Here is an 18,591-nt window from a genome sequence, read left to right on the forward strand (position 1 = left end):
AATGAAAAAGTCTAAATTAACTATTATTGCCGCTTCTATCGTAATGTCTGCTTCAGCAATTGCATCAGAGCGTGTGAATTTTGCTAACCCTTATGAGCTTTATACTGGTGCTTCTGTTGGTTATGGTTCTGATGGCGCGTATCTAGCGGCTCAATTTGATACTCAAATGTCACGAAACTGGTCTTTGCTGGGTAAGTACACGACGGAAGATAGCTTCGATAATCACAACATTTCTCTTAGTGCAATTAGCAAGACAGGTCTAGGCTGGACACTGGCTTATGACCACGACAAGAACTATAAGAATGAGAGTTTGACGGCAAAATCCACTGAATTATCAGTGCACTACATGTTTGGCAATAACATTGGATTCTCATTCTTGCCTGAGCTCTCTGTAGGATCAATGACCCATAATGAAATGTCAAACCGTGCGTATTACAGTGATTTAACGTTGAACGCAATTTACAATACATCGTCAGGCCTGTGGGCTAGCGTAGCACCAACATATAGCTACAGTTATAACGACCTAAAAACCAACCAAGGTAATGAGAGCCTACGAGGTTGGGATGTAAAAGCGAGCTTAGGTTACACATTTATGAACAATCACAGCTTGGCTTACGAATATAAGCGTGAACACGGTGACAACCTATCACTAATTAAATACTCATTTGGATTCTAATTTTAATGAGGCCTGATTATTCAGGCCTCATTATTTCTATAAGCAATCAGCCAAGCTATTTATTTATGAAAGGTCACAGCATCAAAAAGTATGTTCATATTGCTTTCATGTTCTCACTCTATTTAACATTCTTTTACGTGATGGCAGCTAAGTTCTCTTAGTCACTTATTTAAAACACAGAAATACACCAAGGTAAATAAAATGAATATTATTGAAGTGGATAGCTTCCTTGCTTTCACTCTCGCCATTGTTCTTCTTTTTGTCGGTAAGTTAATGACAAAAAAGTACGAAATACTAAGGAAATACAGCATACCTGAGCCAGTGATTGGTGGCTTCGCATGTGCCATTGTCGTCGCTGTCATTTATGCCTTGTTTGATACCACAATTAGTTTTGATTTAGGCATGCGTGATGCGTTGCTGCTTTATTTCTTTGCTGGTATTGGTCTGAGCGCAAATTTCTCAACATTGCTTAAAGGCGGTAAGCCATTATTAATTCTTACTGCATTAAGCGTTGTCTATATCACTATCCAGAATGGTATTGGAGTGAGCGTTGCTACCATGCTTGGCCTAGAGCCAGTCTTGGGTCTGATGGCGGGCTCTATTTCACTTATCGGCGGCGTGGGTACCACGATGGCATGGGCGCCGAGCTTCAATGAGATGGGTCTAGAGAGCGCCGCTGAAGTTGGACTCGCAAGCAATACTCTTGGATTGATCTTTGCCTGTTTAATTGGTGGCCCGATTGCCAACTATCTAATCAAAAAACATCGTCTTCAGTCACAAGGTGATACTCAACTGGACATCGGTATTTGCCATAACCAAACCGTAAAGCTCGATCACTTTGGTTATCTCTACGCATGGCTGATGCTGAACCTCAGTTTGATCCTTGGTTATTTTATTGACATGGGGCTTAGCAAGATGGGGTTGCAACTGCCAATGTTCGTGGCTTGCCTAGTTGCGGGCATTCTAATTGGTAACTTTAAGCTTCTGGTTCTTAAAAAGAAAGTTAGTGAAAACGCGCAGTTAGGTCAAACTCTGATTTCTGACATCTGTCTGGGAATGTTCTTAACCATGGCACTGATGGGGCTTCAGCTTTGGCAACTACAGAGCACCATGCTGTTCATCGGTACTGTTATGTTGTTCCAAGTTGCAGCATCGATTTTATTCACCCTCTTTGTCGTATTTCGCTTCATGGGGAAAGATTACGAGTCGGCGGTTATTAGCTCTGGTTTTGGCGGGATCACATTAGGCTCAACAGCCACAGCCATCGTTAATATGACGGCAGTAACACAACAATATGGTGCGGCTCATAAGGCCTTCATTATCGTACCTTTGGTATGTGGTTTCTTTATCGACATTGCCAACGCCCTAATTATAAATACATTTTTGCGATTTTTGTAACGGTCATCGTTAGACCGTTCACGTTTTAAATTTAAATATCAGAAAGGTAACAAAATGAAACCGTTCATTGTTTTGGTGACAGTTTTAACGCTGTCATCAACCAGCTTTGCTCAGGATTCAATCTTCCCAATTTGGGGAGAGCAAGCGGCGCAGCGTGGCTACACGCTACCAAAGCCCTATGGCTTGTCGCTCTCTTATATGGACATAAGTAACCCAGTCACTATCGATAACATCAATCTGGCTGGTGGGATTGGCGATATCATTGATATAGAAGCGAAACAGGCGCAGTTTGAAGGCTCTAATGTCACCCTACGTGGCGATGTTTGGTTACTGCCTTTTATGAATGTGTATGGAATTTTGGGGTATACACAAGCGCAAAGTACCGCAGAAATTGATTCTATCTCCATAATCGGTATTCCTATTCCTGTAGAAGATGCCAAGTTCACTCTGGATATGAGTGGTATTACTTATGGCGTTGGTACTACGGTTGTTGGTGGTATCAATAATTGGTTTGCACTACTGGATTTGAATTACACCTATACCGACATTGATGCTATTGATGGCAGTATTAAGACGTTTGTTGCTGCGCCGAGAGTAGGACATCGCTGGCAATATACAGGAGGACGAGAACTCAGAGTGTTTGTCGGTGCCATGTATCAAGATGTTCAGCAACATCTCTCTGGAGATATCAAAGCACTCGGGCTGGACTTGGGTGACATGAACTTTTTAATCGACGATACACGATTTGAGGTCAGCCAACGAAGCGAACAAAAATGGAATGCACTGGCGGGCTTTCAATACTCGCTCAACCGTGATTGGGATATATTGGCAGAAGCTGGGTTTGGCCAACGTAAATCCGCCTTTGTATCTTTGGGGAGACGTTTTTGATGAAACTCAGACTGCTTCTCTTAACTGGGTGCTGCACATTGCTGACGGCCTGTGCGCCTAGTATGCAAAGAAATGCGCTCACACCTGATATGGCGGTTGCTGATGAGGCGATGTTTGATCCCAGTATTCGTACTTGGGGGGACTTAACTCATAATTATGATATCGGGCAGCAGGGAGCGCATTTGCTCCATACACAGCTAGACAAAAGCCTCTTGAATGATATGGGGAATCAAACCAAATCCATAGATCATTTGAGTATCTCTGGTGGTGGTGCAGAAGGCGCCTATGGTGCGGGTTTACTCAACGGATTATCTGATAGTGGACAGCGACCAGAATACCGCTTGGTGACAGGCATTAGTACTGGAGCGATCATCGGTTTGTATGCATTTTTGGGGCAAGACTTTGATCCGGCACTGAGAGAACTGTATACCCAAACATCGGACGAAGACATCTACAATAAGAGAGGTTTGTGGGCTCTCACTCACAGCCCATCTCTCATTGATACCACGCCGTTTGAACAGATGGTGAGAGCATTTATAGATCAAGATGTGTTAGATAAGGTAAGAGAGCAACATCTGCGAGGACGATTGTTTTTGGTTAAAACAACTCACTTGGATGCTCAGCGCTCAGTCATCTGGAATATGGGGGAAATCGCCTTACATCCGGGAGATAAATCCATAGAACTGTTTCAGGATGTCATCATTGCTTCAGCGGCCATACCCGGTGTCTTTAACCCAGTGTTACTTTCGGTAAATATTGATGGTGTTAAATATGACGAGATGCATGTTGATGGCGGCGTAGTGTCCCAAGTATTTTTTCTGCCTGATTATTTTGATGCCTCAGAGGCTGTCGATAATACTCGAGAACTGATTGAACGACTTGAACTCACAGAAGAGACGCATATCAACAGTCACGTATGGGTTATCAGTAACACGCGCTTGGGTGCGAAGTGGAGTGAAACGACGCCTTCGTTCATGGGTATCATGGGACGTTCGATACAAACTATGATCAAATATCAACGACGCAACAATATTGCCCAAATCTATCGTCAAGCTCAGGAAACGGAGAGCGAGTTTCGCCATAGTTACCTGCCACATTTAATCCCCGAGGCCCAAACGGATGAACCATTTAACGCGGGCTATATGCAGTATCTGTATTGCTACGGCTATCTTAGAGGGTTTGACTATCAGCACTGGGAAGATACCCCACCTGACTATTGGCAGATACAAAATGAAGCTAAAGGCCCCTCTGCATCGCATCAAGTCGTTAAACACATTGAGAAGTTTGATTGGGATATACTAGAGCTGGGTTTACATGAGAAAATGGTTCAATGCTTGGCGAATCTGAAGAGCTGACAGCCGTGGGGACTGCCACATTTATAGTTTAAGATTTGTCATTAGACAAACCTAACTCATTAAGATTAAAAATAAACTTTGTTCGCTCAACTACGGAAAAATCAAAAAAAAAGACCTAAACCTAGGTCTTTTTTCTATAATATATCAAACAATACACCTAATTAACGTCTTGTTTTTGAACGAGCGCTTTGCTCGCCAGCAGACTTTTTGTTGCGACGTTGCTGGTTGCTGCGACCTTTAGGTGCGTTAGCACGCTCTTCATGACGGCGTACCGCACGACGAATTTTCTGGCTACGAGAACGTTCACGTTGACGTGACGTGTTCTGGCTAAGGTCTAGCATGGTTTCTTTTTCAGGACGTAATTCAACAAGCTCACGAAGATAGTTCACTTCTTTCAGTGTCAGCTCCATCCATCCGCCACGTGGCAGTTTCTTATCTAGATAGATGTCACCATAGCGAACACGTTTCAGGCGGCTAACTGTCGTTTCTTGTGATTCCCAAAGGCGGCGAACTTCACGGTTACGACCTTCGTTGATAACTACGTAGAAAGTATGGTTCATACCTTCACCACCGGCATAAACTACATCTTCGAAACGAGCCATACCGTCTTCAAGTTCTACGCCGTTCACCACATTGCGAACTTTCTTCTCGTTAATTTCACCAAATACACGTACCAAGTACTCACGTTCAACTTGGCGGCTTGGGTGCATTAGACGGTTTGCTAGCTCACCATCAGTAGTGAAAAGAAGTAGACCTGATGTGTTGGCATCAAGACGACCAACAGAAATCCAGCGCGAACCACGGATCTTAGGTAGGCGATCAAATACTGTGCGACGACCCTCAGGATCGTGACGAGTACACAACTCACCTTCCGGCTTATAATAGGCCAGCACTCGACAAACCACTTCTTCTTGTGCTTTGGCAGAAACAGTATGACCATCAATACGGATAACCGCATTTTCGTCTTCTAGACGTTCACCCAGTCTTGCTACCTGACCATTAACACTCACGCGCCCAGATTTAATTAGGGCTTCAAGTTCACGGCGTGAACCATGGCCTGCGCGAGCAAGCACCTTTTGTAATTTTTCGCTCATTTACCTACCTATAATGTCGTCTTCACAGACGTCGAAACCAGATAATGCGACCTTAAAAATCGCGGTCGCACATTATTGCAAAGAATTATGTTAGACGCACCAAGTTTCTTACCTTTATTAGTAAGAAAACATTGACCTATTATTGGAATGGCGTTGGGTCACCAGCCCCGGTTCTTAGGACCTTCGCGTCATCATCACTGAAGTCGATTACTGTGGTTGGTTGTTCACCCAAATAACCACCATTCAATATACAGTCAACTGCATGTTCCAGTTGGTCGCGAATCTCTTCTGGATCCGATTCTGTCACTTCGTTGCCCGGTAAAATCAATGACGTTGACATTAAAGGCTCGCCTAAAGCTTCTAACAGATCCAAAGCGATTTGGTTGTCAGGAACACGAATACCTATTGTCTTACGTTTAGGATTCATCAAACGACGAGGAACTTCTTTAGTCCCTTTAAAAATAAAAGTATAAGGGCCAGGAGTATTGTTCTTCAACAAACGGAAAGCGGTGTTGTCTACTCGAGCATAGAGAGATAGCTCAGACAAATCTCGACATAGTAACGTGAAGTTGTGTTTGTCATCTAAACGACGAATTTGACAGATACGCTCTAGCGCCTGTTTGTTCTCAAGCTGACACCCCAATGCATAACCAGAATCGGTTGGATAAATAATCACACCACCATTTCGAACAATGGCAACAGCCTGATTGATCAAGCGTGCTTGTGGGTTTTCTGGGTGTACATAAAAAAATTGACTCATTGTTATTCCTTCAAGCTTTTAGGATGCTCTCGGTACAACCTTCCATGTTGTTCGACTTCAAGAGCGATCTCTTAACTACTGCGTGCAGCATCCCCACTATCTAGTGTAGCGTTGTCCAGAGAGGTTGCTGTCTTTAATGATAATTGGTCCCATACTGGTTCTACTCCAGATGGAAGCCATAAATTCCTGCCTAACTCCATCCAAGGTGACGGGTAATGGAAATCCGACCCTTGTGAAGCTAATAGATTGTATTGTATCGCATAATCGGCAAGGTTGCGTCTTTCTTGAAGACTTTGTTGTGGCTGTGCTACTTCCATTGCATCACCGTTAGCCTCACAAAATGCAGCGAGCAGTCGCTTGAGCCACTTTGCGGTCAATTGGTAGCGCCCTGGATGAGCGAGAACTGCCACTCCTCCCGCACTATGAATCGCCGCAACAGCTTCTTGCATTGAACACCAGTTGGGCGGCACATAACCGGTATTATTGCGCGTCATATATTTCTTAAACACTTGTTGCATGGTTTTAGCATAGCCATTATCCACCAACCACTTTGCAAAGTGTGCTCGAGTGATTGGGGCATCTCCCGCGATAAGCTTTACTTCTTCGAGAACACCTTCACGAGTAGCCTTTTCTAACCTATGTGCAATGAGTTCGGAGCGCTCAACACGTCTTGCTTGCTGAGCTTCAATAAGCGCTAACAGTTCAGGAGAATCAAGTGACACACCCAGCCCCACAATATGAATGTCTTTGTTCTGCCAGACGGTCGAGATTTCGATGCCATTAACCAACTCAATCGGCAGTGATTTTTGCTCAATAAGTTCAAGCGCTTCGGGAATCGCATCCAAAGTATCATGATCAGTAATGGCAAGAACCTTGACATCAAAGCCAATTGCTCTGTCTAAAAGTTCGGCAACCGATAGTCGGCCATCTGAGGCTGTGGTATGGCTATGTAAATCTATCTTCATTTTTTCACAATTTCGGTTGACTTTCGCACTGTGAACTAGTTAACTAGTTAACTAGTACGCAGATACATTATTTGAGTTAAGCACGTATGTTACTAGATATTCATACAATCAAAAAACCTTTAAACCGTACGGTTAATTCTCTACAAGGTTGGTGGCGCACTTGGACACAATCCGAGTGGGCTTTTTTGCGTGCATAATCAAAACCTAATTTGATTAAAGCCCACTCAAACGAGTGGGCTTTTTTGTTTTTCGATTTAACTGATTAATTAAGCAACAAATTGAACCTATTCAACGTTGGGCAAACGTTTTAATTATGCGAGTATGTATCAAGATTGTTGCAAAAGCAGATTCAAAGAATTTAGAGGAGGTTTTGTGAACAAAGCCATTACCATCAAAAAGCAAGGTCGTTTGGAAGTACTGTCATTGCAAGTACCTTATACCCAAGATCCGACTCGACTGTTTCATACGCTATGTGAAAACAAAACAGACAGTCTGTTGCTTGAGTCTGCTGAGATTGACTCTAAACAAGATCTCCAAAGTCTGCTTATCGTTGATTCAGCGGTAAGAATTGTTTGTGAAGGTCACAAAGTTCGCTACGAAGCCTTAACCACAAACGGCGTTAACTTACTCAATATCATTGCTCAGAATCTTGCTGAAGGCATTGAATTTACCCTACAAGAACGTGAGTTGGTCGTTCAGTTTGAGATGCCTGATGATACGCTTGACGAAGATTCTAGACTTCGTGAAGCCTCTTCTTTTGATGCACTTCGTCTTGTACAACACAGTTTCGACCTGACAGGCCAAGATAAAAATGCATTATTTATGGGTGGGCTTTTCGCTTATGACATCGTTGCCAACTTCGAACCACTAGGTGATGCTAAACAATCAAACCAATGTCCAGACTTCGTATTTTACGTTGCAGAGAGTCTACTTGTTGTTGACCACCAAAAAGAATCCTGCGACTTGCATACAACGTTGTTCAATCATGATGAAGATGAATTAGCTCGTATCCGAGGAAGGATTCTACAAATCAGTCAGCAATGCGATGACCTAAAACTTGTTCCAGAGGCGAAGAAAGTTGAAGGTATCGAAGAGAGCGTCAGTATCTCTGATGAAGATTTCTGCCAGATAGTAAGAGATTTAAAAGAGTACGTCGTTCGTGGAGACATTTTCCAAGTCGTTCCATCACGCCGTTTCACTCTGCCATGCCCTTCTCCGCTTGCAGCATACAAAGAGCTGAAGCAAAGCAACCCAAGTCCATACATGTTCTACATGCAGGACGAATTATTCACCCTATTCGGAGCATCACCAGAAAGCGCACTCAAGTACGGTTCTGACTCCAATCAAATTGAAATTTACCCTATTGCTGGCACACGACGTCGCGGTAAAAACGCCGATGGCTCCATCAACAAAGATCTAGACAGCCGCATTGAACTGGAACTGCGTAGTGATATGAAAGAGAACGCTGAGCACATGATGCTGGTCGACTTAGCTCGTAACGATGTTGCACGTATCGCAGAACCCGGCACTAGGCATGTCGCCGATCTGCTTCAAACCGACCGTTATAGTCACGTCATGCATTTGGTGTCCCGTGTTGTTGGTCAGCTCCGTGGTGATCTTGATGCCCTACATGGCTATCAAGCATGTATGAACATGGGAACACTTACAGGCGCACCAAAGATTCGTGCGATGCAGCTCATTCGTCAATTTGAAGGACAAACACGTGGTAGCTATGGTGGAGCAGTTGGTTACATGAATGGTGCTGGTGATCTTGATACGTGTATCGTAATCCGCTCTGCCTATGTGGAGGATGGTGTTGCTCAGGTTCAAGCCGGCGCAGGTGTTGTATTTGATTCCGACCCGCAGTCTGAGGCAGACGAAACACGAGGCAAAGCACAAGCTGTTATTTCTGCAATTAAAACGGCGCACAAGGGGTAATCACGATGTCTACTACTATTTCAAGCAAAGCCAACATTGTGTTTGTCGACAACTTCGATTCATTTACCTACAACCTTGTCGACCAATTCCGTAGTTTAGGCCACAACGTAAAAATCTACCGTAATCATATCGCCGCTGACGTCATAGCTAACGCGGTGCTTGAATTGGACAATCCGGTGGTTGTACTTTCTCCTGGCCCAGGCGCGCCAGCAGATGCGGGTTGCATGCCAGAACTCATCAAAACACTGCGTGGCAAAGTCCCCATGATCGGTATTTGTCTAGGTCACCAAGCGATTGTAGAAGCTTACGGTGGTGTTGTAGCTGGTGCTGGAGAAATCATTCACGGCAAAGTCTCGATGATGGCTCACGATAACCACAGCATTTATCAAGGACTGCCGTCACCAATGGCCATCGCACGTTATCACTCCTTGGTCGCAACAACAGTACCTGACAGCTTAAATATCACTGCAGAGGTCGATGGTTTGGTTATGTCTGTAGCGCATGAACAAGACCGCGTCTGCGGTTTTCAGTATCACCCAGAGTCGATCATGACGACGTATGGTGCAACGCTGTTAAGTAACGCTATTGCGTGGGCAACGAAACAGCTTTAATCATTCAAACAACTGAAACAAATTCAAGGAATCGTAATCATGGAAACTATTATTAATAAACTTTACGACCAACAAGACCTGTCTCAACAAGAGAGCCAGCAGTTGTTTGACACTATCATTAAAGGGGAACTTGACCCTATTTTGATGTCTGCCGCGTTGACCGCTCTGAAAATCAAAGGTGAAACCCCAGAGGAGATCGCTGGTGCAGCCAAAGCGCTATTAGCCAATGCCAACCCCTTTCCCCGTCCTGACTATGACTTCGCGGATATCGTGGGTACTGGCGGCGATGGAGCCAACACTATCAACATTTCCACAACCGCGGCATTTGTTGCCGCAGCTTGTGGTCTAAAAATAGCGAAGCATGGTAACCGCGGTGTGTCGAGCAAATCTGGTTCTTCTGACCTGCTCGACTCTTTTGGTATCAACCTAGCGATGTCTGCCGAGGACACACGCAAAGCCGTTGATGATATTGGTGTTGCGTTCCTATTTGCACCGCAATATCACGGTGGTGTTCGTCATGCAATGCCAGTTCGCCAAACCATGAAAACTCGTACTATCTTCAATATTTTGGGTCCACTGATTAACCCAGCAAGACCAAACATCGAATTGATGGGCGTTTATGACGCGAAACTGGTTCGTCCTATCGCAGAAACCATGCTACAAATGGGGATGAAACGTGCAGCTGTAGTACACGGTAGCGGTCTAGACGAAGTAGCAATTCATGGCGAAACGCTAGTAGCAGAAATCAAAGACGGGAAAATTACCGAGTACACGTTAACACCAGAAGATTTCGGCTTAGATTCTCATCCACTTGAGGCTATCAAAGGTGGTGAGCCAGAAGAAAACCGCGCAATCATCACCAATATGTTGACCGGAAAAGGGACTGACGCTCAACTTGGCGCCGTTGCTGTCAACGTTGCATTATTGATGAAACTGTTTGGGCATGACGACCTTAAGTCCAATGCTCAACAAGCGATAGACGCAATGAATTCAGGTAAAGCGTATCAACTCGTCCAGCAACTCGCTGAGCGCGGATAAACCATCGACGACAACATAGGAAAAGAAAATGGAAACGGTATTAGCAAAAATCGTCGAAGACAAAAAAATCTGGGTTGCGGCTCGTAAAGAGTCTCAACCGCTAGAAAGCTTTAAGGCCGATCTAGTGCCATCAGATCGCAGCTTTTATGGAGCGCTGTCGACAGGAAAAGCTGCCTTCATTCTTGAGTGCAAAAAAGCGTCCCCATCTAAAGGGTTAATCCGCGACGATTTCGACTTGGACTACATAGCCTCGGTGTACAACAACCACGCAAGCGCGATCTCTGTTTTGACCGATGAGAAGTATTTCCAAGGTAACTTTGACTTCCTACCCCAAGTTCGTCGTCAGGTTAAACAGCCAGTGCTATGTAAAGACTTTATGATTGACACTTATCAGGTCTATCTTGCTCGCCACTACAATGCTGACGCTATTCTTTTGATGCTTTCAGTACTTAATGATGACGAATATCGTGAGCTTGCAGCCGTTGCAGAGTCTCTCGACCTTGGTATTCTCACCGAAGTAAGTAACGAAGAAGAACTAGAGCGAGCTATTGCGCTTAAGGCGAAAGTTGTCGGCATCAACAACCGCAACCTTCGTGACCTGTCGGTGAATCTTGAACGCACTAAGGAGCTTGCTCCAAAACTTCCTGAAGGAACCATCATCATCTCTGAATCTGGTATTTATAACCACCAGCAAGTTCGAGATCTTTGTCCGTTTGCTAATGGCTTCCTAATCGGTAGTTCGCTCATGGCAGAAGACAACTTAGAACTTGCCGTTCGTAAAGTGCTGTTCGGAGAAAACAAAGTGTGTGGCCTGACCCAAGCAGACGATGCGGCAAAAGCTTACCAGGCTGGCGCAGTAAAAGGTGGTTTGATTTTCGTAGAAAAGTCTCCTCGCTACGTCGATTTAGAATCAGCTCGCATGGTCATGAGTGGCGCTCCACTTGAGTTTGTTGGCGTATTTCAAAACCATAACCCGGAGTTTGTCGCAGATACAGCAAATCAACTGAAACTGTCTGCGGTACAGCTGCACGGTAACGAAGACCAAGCCTACGTAGATACACTCAAACCTCTTCTTAATGATGATATCAAAGTGTGGAAAGCACACGGTGTCACCGATGAGCTGCCAGACCTAAACAGAATCAATGTTGACCGCCACTTATTGGATGCCAAGGTGGGTGAACAATCAGGCGGTACCGGGACAAGCTTTGACTGGCAATTATTAAATAACACCACTGACATTATGCTAGCTGGAGGACTGTCTCCTGAGAATGTTAAGCAAGCTAGTGAGCTTGGATGCATCGGCTTAGATCTCAATTCGGGCGTTGAGTCCGCACCGGGTAAGAAAGATGCCGAAAAACTCAACCAAGCCTTCGCATTAATTCGAGATTACTAAAACTTGCTCTAGTACGAGTAACAAGTTTCAACTAAAGGAATTTACCATGTCTAAATTAGATGCCTATTTTGGCGAATACGGTGGACAATTTGTTCCACAGATCCTTGTCCCTGCACTGGATCAACTAGAGCAAGCCTTTATCGATGCTCAGGATGACCCTGAATTTCGTTCAGAGTTTATGTCCCTACTGCAAGAATACGCAGGGCGTCCAACGGCACTAACACTAACTCGCAACCTCACCAAAGGCACCAAAACGAAGCTTTACCTTAAACGTGAAGATTTACTTCACGGTGGTGCTCACAAAACCAACCAAGTACTTGGCCAAGCTTTGCTTGCCAAACGTATGGGTAAAAACGAAATTATTGCCGAAACAGGCGCTGGTCAGCATGGGGTTGCAACAGCACTTGCTTGTGCGTTGCTTGGACTAAAATGCCGAGTATATATGGGTGCAAAAGACGTAGAACGTCAAAGCCCTAACGTTTTCCGCATGCGTCTGATGGGTGCTGAGGTAATTCCTGTTCATTCTGGTTCAGCAACACTAAAAGATGCCTGTAATGAAGCTCTACGTGACTGGTCAGCCAGCTACGAAGATGCGCACTACTTGCTAGGTACAGCGGCAGGCCCTCACCCGTTCCCAACCATTGTACGTGAATTCCAACGTATGATTGGTGAAGAAACCAAAAATCAAATCCTAGCACGTGAAGGGGTTCTTCCTGACGCTGTTATTGCGTGTGTCGGCGGTGGCTCAAATGCCATTGGCATGTTTGCAGACTTTATTGAAGAAGAGAGCGTTCGCCTAATCGGTGTAGAGCCAGCTGGACTAGGAATTGATACAGACCAACACGGCGCGCCATTGAAGCATGGTACTACTGGTATCTTCTTCGGCATGAAAGCACCACTTATGCAAGATCCACATGGCCAAATAGAAGAGTCTTATTCCGTATCTGCAGGTCTCGATTTCCCATCTGTTGGACCACAGCACGCTTATCTCAATAGTATTGGTCGAGCAGAGTACGAGTCTATTTCTGACGACGAAGCGCTCGAATCATTCCAAGAACTAGCACGCGGAGAAGGTATTATCCCAGCTCTTGAGTCTTCACACGCACTGGCTTACGCGTTAAAGATGGCACGCGAAAACCCAGAGAAGGAACAACTTCTTGTTGTTAACCTATCAGGACGCGGAGACAAAGATATATTCACCGTTCACGATATCTTAAAAGAAAAAGGAGTTATGTAATGAGCCTGAATCAAGATCGCTACAAAGAAATGTTTCAACGCCTGGGCGAGAAGAATCAAGGCGCTTTCGTTCCTTTCGTGACAATGGGAGACCCATCCCCAGAGCTGTCTCTGAAAATCATCGAAACCTTAGTTGAGTCTGGCGCTGATGCGCTAGAGCTTGGCATGCCGTTCTCTGACCCTCAAGCGGACGGTCCTACTATTCAAGGCGCAAACATTCGTGCTTTGGACTCAAAAACCACACCGACTATCTGTTTTGAGCTACTGGCAAAAATACGCTCAAAATACCCAGAGCTTCCAATTGGATTGCTCATGTACGCAAACCTAGTCTATTCAGGTGGCGTTGACACTTTCTATAAGAAATGCGCGGAAGTGGGCGTCGACTCAGTACTTATCGCTGACGTCCCAACTAACGAAAGCAAAGAGTTTGTTGAAGCGGCTCATAAGCACGGTATTCACCCTATCTTTATTGCGCCACCAACAGCGAGTGAAGAAACCATTCAGCAAGTGGCAAAACTAGGCGGCGGCTATACCTACCTGCTTTCGAGAGCCGGAGTAACTGGTACTGAAACTAAAGCTAATATGCCTATGAATACTCAGCTAGATAAGCTCACTAAACATGATGCTCCGCCATCATTACTTGGTTTTGGTATTTCTGAGCCGAAACAAGTCTCTGAGGCATTGGCTGCTGGTGCGGCAGGAGCTATTTCTGGCTCTGCGGTCGTTAAAATCATCGAAAACAACTTAGCAGAGCCAGAAAAAATGCTAAACAAACTTTCTGAATTTGTTAAAGCGATGAAAGCCGCGACACAAAGGTAGACGTTTTTTTAGACAGTTCATTTCGCCCTTTCATAACAGAAAAGTTGCGTCAATTGCGCAACTTTTTTTTTACATCTTAACTTTCACAACTATTATCAATATCTTTCAATCCGTAAGTAATTATTAACCAAATTCAAAGCAAACGTTTGCTATCGGTCAATAGAACAGCATTCCTTCTAATATTCTTATCTAAATCACCTCTAATTGATTTCTATCTATTGCTAACAGTGCTAATAAAGTGTAAAACCCCAACGAACATTAGTCTAACATTTGCCGTTCATCTGGGAGACTATGCTAGGATTTTATAATTTATTAGCACAGGAGTTAAGGAAGTGTTAAAAGAAAAGTTGATGCTAAACAATATTGGCGTCCAAGTCGTGATTGCAATGATCCTAGGTACCCTAATCGGTGCCATGATGGGTGAATCTGCGTCTATGTTTGCCCCATTGGGTACTATCTTTATTAATCTAATTAAGATGTTAGTCATTCCTTTGGTTGCTGTAGCTCTGATTTCAGGTGCTGCAGGCCTTGGTAACAGTAGTAACGCAGGTAAAGTTGGTGTCACCACACTAGCTTATTTTGGTCTAACTTCAGCTCTAGCAGTGGCGTTAGCGCTTGTTATGGGTGAAGTGTTCCAACCAGGTATTAATATCGATACAGCAGGCATCGAAGGCATGTTCTCTGCTGAATACGCTTCTAAGGGCGACCTACCTTCTTTCTGGGCAACCATTACAGGTATGATCCCGACCAACGTTTTTCAGTCCTTAAACGAAGCAAACATCCTACAGATCTTGGTGTTCTGCCTATTCTTTGGTATCGGCCTTTCTAAACTAGAAGAAACTCGTCGTAACCCTCTTCTTAATGGCGTAAACGCAATCGTTGATGTTATGGTGTGGATGATCAACAAAGTGATGATCATTGCTCCTATCGGCGTATTCGGCCTAATGGCAGAAGCTGTTGGCACCTTCGGCTTTGGTGCGCTAATGGTGGTATTCAAGCTCTTCGTCGTCTACATTGCAGCCATCCTTATCTTCGGCTTTGTTGTATACCCGCTGATGATTCAAGTGTTTACAAAGACCTCAGCGAAGAAGTTCATTAGTGCAATGAAAAAGCCTCAAGCAGTTGCGCTTTCGACGGCTTCTTCAATGGCAACACTACCTGTGACTATGGACACAGTAGAAAAAGAGTTAGGTGTTAAGAACTCGACAGCGTCGTTCGTACTGCCACTTGGTGCGACCATCAATATGTCTGGTAACGCAATTTACTATGGTTTGGTAGCTATCTTCTTTGCACAGTTATTCAATATCGATCTTTCAATGGGTGCATACATTGCTATCATCGTGACATCGACATTAGGTGCGGTTGGTCAAGCCGGTGTTCCTGGTCCGTCATTCCTTGTCGTAGCGGTACTACTGGCGGCAGGCATTCCTATTGAAGGCCTACCTCTGCTATTCGCTCTAGACCGTATCTTCGACATGATTCGTACTGCTCTAAACATCACTGGTGATGCAGCTTGTGCGGTCATCGTTGATGCTCTGGTTGAAGAAGAAGCACAAGAGGCTGAGTTACAAAAACAGCAAGCGTAACTTAGGCCAAAAAACCAGTTTCACGGGCTGTCACTTTATAGTGACAGCCCTTTTTTATATAAAACTGTTTTAATATGATTTTTCTACTAGGTTATCTATGGTTACAAACAAAAGGAGTTTGACGTACCCATGGGAAAGATAATCTTTTATATGCCGACACCAACCTCTGACGCTCGAGCTTGGATGGAGTATGGTGAAATGACCGACGAGGATGGCAATTTCTCTGACAACATAATGCATCGCAAAAACCATCGCTGGATACAACATCTTGCTACGACCAAAGATAAAGAAGCCATTCAGATCTGGTATCAAAAAGGCGTTACCATTAACGAGCTAGTCAATATTTCTAATGATGATCAAATATATATCCGTGGACATGGATTCCCGGGGAAAGAACATATCACCATGGCTAAATGCTGGGGCACTGTCGTAGGTCACAGGTTTGTCGTCGACCGACTAAAAGAAAATGGCCTTCCAAAGACTTTTACAGGCAAAATCAAATGCTATAACTGTAACAGTGCCTCCTGGGTAAATGGTCAGCGAAGCTTCGCTCAAGCTCTTGCTGATTATATGTATGGCTGGGGCTACGATAAATGTACTTACTACGGTTACAGAGGAAAGCTCGACTCCTACTATAAAAACGGATTTGATGGCATACACAAGTACATCCGTGGCGGCAATTTCACCGATGGTGTCTGCCGAGCCAGTGATGCCAGAGTGCAAATAAAGCCGCAAGATCTTAATCCCCCTCAGTACGCATCGATCTCTGGTTTAAAAAAACCTATCACCGAATAGTGTATTAGGAATAGAAGATTAACAAAGGCCCGACTTTTCGGGTCTTTCTAACTCGTCTCGTCACTGGCACACCTCCCTTGTCCCGAGCATCTTCACCACGAATTTGTTCAAATTGTTTTGTATTGGCAACGTTTTGGTTACACTGTCGTGAATCATCACTGAAAGGTTTGCGAGAAACATGAAGCAACTACTTGATTTTATTCCACTGATTATCTTTTTCGTTCTATATAAGATGCAAGATATCTACGTGGCTACGGGCGCATTGATCGTCGCAACCGCAGTTCAAATCGTCGTCACCTATTTCCTATATAAGAAAGTCGAAAAAATGCAGGTCATTACCTTCTTAATGGTCGCTGTGTTTGGAGGCATGACAATATTCTTGCATGATGACAACTTCATAAAATGGAAAGTAACTATTGTTTACGTGATATTTGCGATAGGTCTAGCGGTTAGTCATGCGATGGGACGAAGTGCTATTAAAGGTATGCTGGGTAAAGAAATCACCTTACCTGACGCGGTTTGGGCCAAAGTAAACTATGCGTGGGTTGGCTTCTTTTCTTTCTGCGCGGGTTTGAACATTTACGTCGCTTACTCCCTTCCACTCGACGTTTGGGTAAACTTTAAAGTCTTCGGCCTATTGGCAGCTACCCTGCTCTTCACCATTCTCACTGGTGTATATATCTACAAACACATCCCGAAAGATGAAGAAGGCAAACCTGCCAAAAATGAGAACCAAGATCATACATCTTGATTCAAGGCGGAAGTTTTGTATACTCCGCAGATAATTGAAAACAGCGACCTACGGGTCGCTGTCTTGTTTCAGGAAGACTATAACCATGACCAATACAACATCAAACACACCTAAAGGCCAACCTATAATTCGCACTCTGGCTATGCCGGAGAATACCAACGCGAATGGCGATATATTTGGTGGTTGGATTATGTCTCAATTGGACTTAGCCGGCGGTATCCTGGCGAAAGAGATCTCTCATGGCCGTATCGTGACGGTTTCAGTTTCAGGAATCACGTTCAAGCACCCCGTAAAAGTTGGCGATGTGGTTTGCTGCTACGGTGAATGCACCAAAATTGGTAACACCTCAATGACGATCAACCTAGAAGTATGGGTTAAACCCGTAAGTTTAGAAGGTGTCGGGGAGCGTTACCAAGTATGTGAAGCTACCTTCCATTACGTTGCCATTGATGCAAATGGACGCCCCCGTCCAATTAATCCAAATTAAAGCAGTTCTAGCGATGACTTTTCCGTGAAAAAATGACATCTTAAGAAGACATGACTATTTGAAGGAAACAAATATGTGGTACGTTATTTTTTCACAAGACGTTGAGAACTCATTAGAAAAACGTCTCAGCGTTCGCCCACAACATCTGGAAAGACTTCAAACACTCCAAGATGAAGGTCGATTGCTCACCGCAGGCCCAATGCCAGCCATTGACAGTGATAATCCGGGAGATGCTGGGTTTACAGGCTCAACCGTTATTGCTGAGTTCGAGTCGTTAGCGGCAGCGCAGCAATGGGCAGATGCCGACCCATACATTGAAGCTGGTGTTTATGCTAACGTTATCGTTAAACCATTTAAGAAAGTATTCTAAAGGCGAACGATGAAAAAATCTCTTTGGATGGTTATCACGGCAGTGACCGTGTTAGCGGGCTGTTCTAGCACCAACGATGACCAACAGCGTCAGATAGAAATGCTAGCTCAAAGCCGCGCTAGCGTGTTGTCTTCTGGTTTGCCGATCGAACAGGGCCCGTTGTCCATCATGAAGGCCTCTGCCAACAAAGGTACGGTTGAGATTATGATGATCTACAATACCGATGCTAAAGGCGCTAAACCGCTTGATACGGTATTGCGTAATAGCATGAACTATTACTGTACCGACCGTGAAGTGAAAGCAAATCTGGATATGGGCTTGGCCTACCGGATCAAAATTCGCAACTCGCGCGGTCAACTTATGGTAGACCAGCTTGTCACAAAAGACTATTGCGACAAGCCGCCTGCGAACTAATTCGAATCATCAAAAAA

The 18,591-nt window shown here is 44.5% G+C and carries 19 protein-coding genes and 1 other annotated feature; of the genes, 16 read left to right on the forward strand and 3 right to left on the reverse strand.

What is annotated here, in order from left to right:
• Position 1 precedes the first annotated feature (1 nt).
• From VME0621_RS12855 to VME0621_RS12870, 4 genes are all read left to right on the forward strand, one after another.
• Complete coding sequence (locus tag VME0621_RS12855; protein ID WP_062460933.1) at positions 2-676, forward strand: hypothetical protein; 675 nt, start codon at positions 2-4, stop codon at positions 674-676.
• A gap of 201 nt (positions 677-877) precedes the next feature.
• The gene (gene gltS, locus VME0621_RS12860; RefSeq protein ID WP_062460930.1) at positions 878-2,074 is read left to right on the forward strand and encodes a sodium/glutamate symporter; all 1,197 of its coding nucleotides are present in this window, start codon (positions 878-880) and stop codon (positions 2,072-2,074) included.
• Between the two features lie 54 nt (positions 2,075-2,128).
• Positions 2,129-2,962: a hypothetical protein gene (locus VME0621_RS12865; RefSeq protein WP_062460927.1), complete on the forward strand. Its 834-nt coding sequence runs from the start codon at positions 2,129-2,131 to the stop codon at positions 2,960-2,962.
• Positions 2,962-4,317, forward strand: coding sequence for a patatin-like phospholipase family protein (locus tag VME0621_RS12870; protein ID WP_082795543.1), 1,356 nt, complete (start codon positions 2,962-2,964; stop codon positions 4,315-4,317). The genes VME0621_RS12865 and VME0621_RS12870 overlap by 1 nt, the downstream gene beginning before the upstream one ends.
• 161 nt (positions 4,318-4,478) lie before the next feature.
• Here VME0621_RS12870 and rluB read toward each other — a convergent pair whose 3' ends face one another.
• The 3 genes from rluB to rnm form a co-directional block, all read right to left on the reverse strand.
• Positions 4,479-5,411 carry a 23S rRNA pseudouridine(2605) synthase RluB gene (gene rluB, locus VME0621_RS12875; protein ID WP_006073868.1) on the reverse strand — a complete coding sequence of 311 codons (933 nt, stop codon included), beginning with the start codon at positions 5,409-5,411 and terminating at the stop codon, positions 4,479-4,481.
• A 139-nt stretch (positions 5,412-5,550) separates the two neighbouring features.
• Positions 5,551-6,171: an L-threonylcarbamoyladenylate synthase gene (locus VME0621_RS12880; RefSeq protein ID WP_062460921.1), complete on the reverse strand. Its 621-nt coding sequence runs from the start codon at positions 6,169-6,171 to the stop codon at positions 5,551-5,553.
• 71 nt (positions 6,172-6,242) lie between these two features.
• Positions 6,243-7,136 carry an RNase RNM gene (gene rnm, locus VME0621_RS12885; protein WP_062460918.1) on the reverse strand — a complete coding sequence of 298 codons (894 nt, stop codon included), beginning with the start codon at positions 7,134-7,136 and terminating at the stop codon, positions 6,243-6,245.
• A gap of 143 nt (positions 7,137-7,279) precedes the next feature.
• Positions 7,280-7,382: a sequence feature (Trp leader region), on the forward strand.
• Between the two features lie 126 nt (positions 7,383-7,508).
• On the opposite strand from rnm, the gene VME0621_RS12890 reads away from it, so the two are divergent.
• From VME0621_RS12890 to VME0621_RS12945, 12 genes are all read left to right on the forward strand, one after another.
• Positions 7,509-9,074: an anthranilate synthase component 1 gene (locus tag VME0621_RS12890; RefSeq protein WP_062460914.1), complete on the forward strand. Its 1,566-nt coding sequence runs from the start codon at positions 7,509-7,511 to the stop codon at positions 9,072-9,074.
• Positions 9,075-9,079: 5 nt separating this feature from the next.
• On the forward strand, positions 9,080-9,685 hold the full coding sequence (locus VME0621_RS12895; protein WP_006073861.1) for an aminodeoxychorismate/anthranilate synthase component II: 606 nt from the start codon (positions 9,080-9,082) through the stop codon (positions 9,683-9,685).
• Between the two features lie 39 nt (positions 9,686-9,724).
• Positions 9,725-10,723, forward strand: coding sequence for an anthranilate phosphoribosyltransferase (trpD, locus tag VME0621_RS12900; protein WP_062460912.1), 999 nt, complete (start codon positions 9,725-9,727; stop codon positions 10,721-10,723).
• A gap of 28 nt (positions 10,724-10,751) precedes the next feature.
• Complete coding sequence (gene trpCF, locus VME0621_RS12905; protein WP_062460909.1) at positions 10,752-12,116, forward strand: bifunctional indole-3-glycerol-phosphate synthase TrpC/phosphoribosylanthranilate isomerase TrpF; 1,365 nt, start codon at positions 10,752-10,754, stop codon at positions 12,114-12,116.
• Between the two features lie 46 nt (positions 12,117-12,162).
• Positions 12,163-13,353 (forward strand): tryptophan synthase subunit beta, encoded by a 1,191-nt coding sequence (trpB, locus tag VME0621_RS12910; RefSeq protein ID WP_006073854.1) that lies wholly within the window; start codon positions 12,163-12,165, stop codon positions 13,351-13,353.
• The gene (trpA, locus tag VME0621_RS12915; RefSeq protein ID WP_062460906.1) at positions 13,353-14,171 is read left to right on the forward strand and encodes a tryptophan synthase subunit alpha; all 819 of its coding nucleotides are present in this window, start codon (positions 13,353-13,355) and stop codon (positions 14,169-14,171) included. Before trpB ends, trpA begins: the two co-directional genes overlap by 1 nt.
• Before the next feature lie 350 nt (positions 14,172-14,521).
• Positions 14,522-15,757 (forward strand): dicarboxylate/amino acid:cation symporter, encoded by a 1,236-nt coding sequence (locus VME0621_RS12920; protein ID WP_038228130.1) that lies wholly within the window; start codon positions 14,522-14,524, stop codon positions 15,755-15,757.
• 129 nt (positions 15,758-15,886) lie between these two features.
• On the forward strand, positions 15,887-16,552 hold the full coding sequence (locus tag VME0621_RS12925; RefSeq protein WP_051647683.1) for a hypothetical protein: 666 nt from the start codon (positions 15,887-15,889) through the stop codon (positions 16,550-16,552).
• A gap of 178 nt (positions 16,553-16,730) precedes the next feature.
• Positions 16,731-17,303 carry a septation protein A gene (locus VME0621_RS12930; RefSeq protein ID WP_038228128.1) on the forward strand — a complete coding sequence of 191 codons (573 nt, stop codon included), beginning with the start codon at positions 16,731-16,733 and terminating at the stop codon, positions 17,301-17,303.
• A gap of 85 nt (positions 17,304-17,388) precedes the next feature.
• Positions 17,389-17,790, forward strand: a complete 402-nt coding sequence (yciA, locus tag VME0621_RS12935) for an acyl-CoA thioester hydrolase YciA (RefSeq protein ID WP_038228126.1) — start codon at positions 17,389-17,391, stop codon at positions 17,788-17,790.
• A gap of 73 nt (positions 17,791-17,863) precedes the next feature.
• On the forward strand, positions 17,864-18,160 hold the full coding sequence (locus tag VME0621_RS12940; RefSeq protein WP_006071598.1) for a YciI family protein: 297 nt from the start codon (positions 17,864-17,866) through the stop codon (positions 18,158-18,160).
• 9 nt (positions 18,161-18,169) lie between these two features.
• Entirely contained in the window at positions 18,170-18,574 is a 405-nt protein-coding gene (locus VME0621_RS12945) for a GspS/AspS pilotin family protein (RefSeq protein WP_062460903.1), read from the forward strand.
• The last annotated feature ends 17 nt before the right edge of the window (positions 18,575-18,591 follow it).

It is taken from the genome of Vibrio mediterranei (genome assembly GCF_900088415.1).
Classification (GTDB): Bacteria; Pseudomonadota; Gammaproteobacteria; order Enterobacterales; family Vibrionaceae; genus Vibrio; species Vibrio mediterranei.

What these genes read in the sequence shown, in the direction of transcription:
- VME0621_RS12865 (WP_062460927.1), top strand. Translation starts at nt 2,129, where the DNA reads ATGAAACCGTTCATTGTTTTGGTGACAGTTTTAACGCTGTCATCAACC.
- rnm (WP_062460918.1), bottom strand. Translation starts at nt 7,136, where the DNA reads ATGAAGATAGATTTACATAGCCATACCACAGCCTCAGATGGCCGACTA.
- trpD (WP_062460912.1), top strand. Translation starts at nt 9,725, where the DNA reads ATGGAAACTATTATTAATAAACTTTACGACCAACAAGACCTGTCTCAA.
- VME0621_RS12870 (WP_082795543.1), top strand. Translation starts at nt 2,962, where the DNA reads ATGAAACTCAGACTGCTTCTCTTAACTGGGTGCTGCACATTGCTGACG.
- VME0621_RS12925 (WP_051647683.1), top strand. Translation starts at nt 15,887, where the DNA reads ATGGGAAAGATAATCTTTTATATGCCGACACCAACCTCTGACGCTCGA.
- VME0621_RS12930 (WP_038228128.1), top strand. Translation starts at nt 16,731, where the DNA reads ATGAAGCAACTACTTGATTTTATTCCACTGATTATCTTTTTCGTTCTA.
- VME0621_RS12855 (WP_062460933.1), top strand. Translation starts at nt 2, where the DNA reads ATGAAAAAGTCTAAATTAACTATTATTGCCGCTTCTATCGTAATGTCT.
- rluB (WP_006073868.1), bottom strand. Translation starts at nt 5,411, where the DNA reads ATGAGCGAAAAATTACAAAAGGTGCTTGCTCGCGCAGGCCATGGTTCA.
- trpCF (WP_062460909.1), top strand. Translation starts at nt 10,752, where the DNA reads ATGGAAACGGTATTAGCAAAAATCGTCGAAGACAAAAAAATCTGGGTT.
- VME0621_RS12945 (WP_062460903.1), top strand. Translation starts at nt 18,170, where the DNA reads ATGAAAAAATCTCTTTGGATGGTTATCACGGCAGTGACCGTGTTAGCG.
- trpA (WP_062460906.1), top strand. Translation starts at nt 13,353, where the DNA reads ATGAGCCTGAATCAAGATCGCTACAAAGAAATGTTTCAACGCCTGGGC.
- VME0621_RS12895 (WP_006073861.1), top strand. Translation starts at nt 9,080, where the DNA reads ATGTCTACTACTATTTCAAGCAAAGCCAACATTGTGTTTGTCGACAAC.
- VME0621_RS12920 (WP_038228130.1), top strand. Translation starts at nt 14,522, where the DNA reads ATGCTAAACAATATTGGCGTCCAAGTCGTGATTGCAATGATCCTAGGT.
- yciA (WP_038228126.1), top strand. Translation starts at nt 17,389, where the DNA reads ATGACCAATACAACATCAAACACACCTAAAGGCCAACCTATAATTCGC.
- gltS (WP_062460930.1), top strand. Translation starts at nt 878, where the DNA reads ATGAATATTATTGAAGTGGATAGCTTCCTTGCTTTCACTCTCGCCATT.
- trpB (WP_006073854.1), top strand. Translation starts at nt 12,163, where the DNA reads ATGTCTAAATTAGATGCCTATTTTGGCGAATACGGTGGACAATTTGTT.
- VME0621_RS12940 (WP_006071598.1), top strand. Translation starts at nt 17,864, where the DNA reads ATGTGGTACGTTATTTTTTCACAAGACGTTGAGAACTCATTAGAAAAA.
- VME0621_RS12880 (WP_062460921.1), bottom strand. Translation starts at nt 6,171, where the DNA reads ATGAGTCAATTTTTTTATGTACACCCAGAAAACCCACAAGCACGCTTG.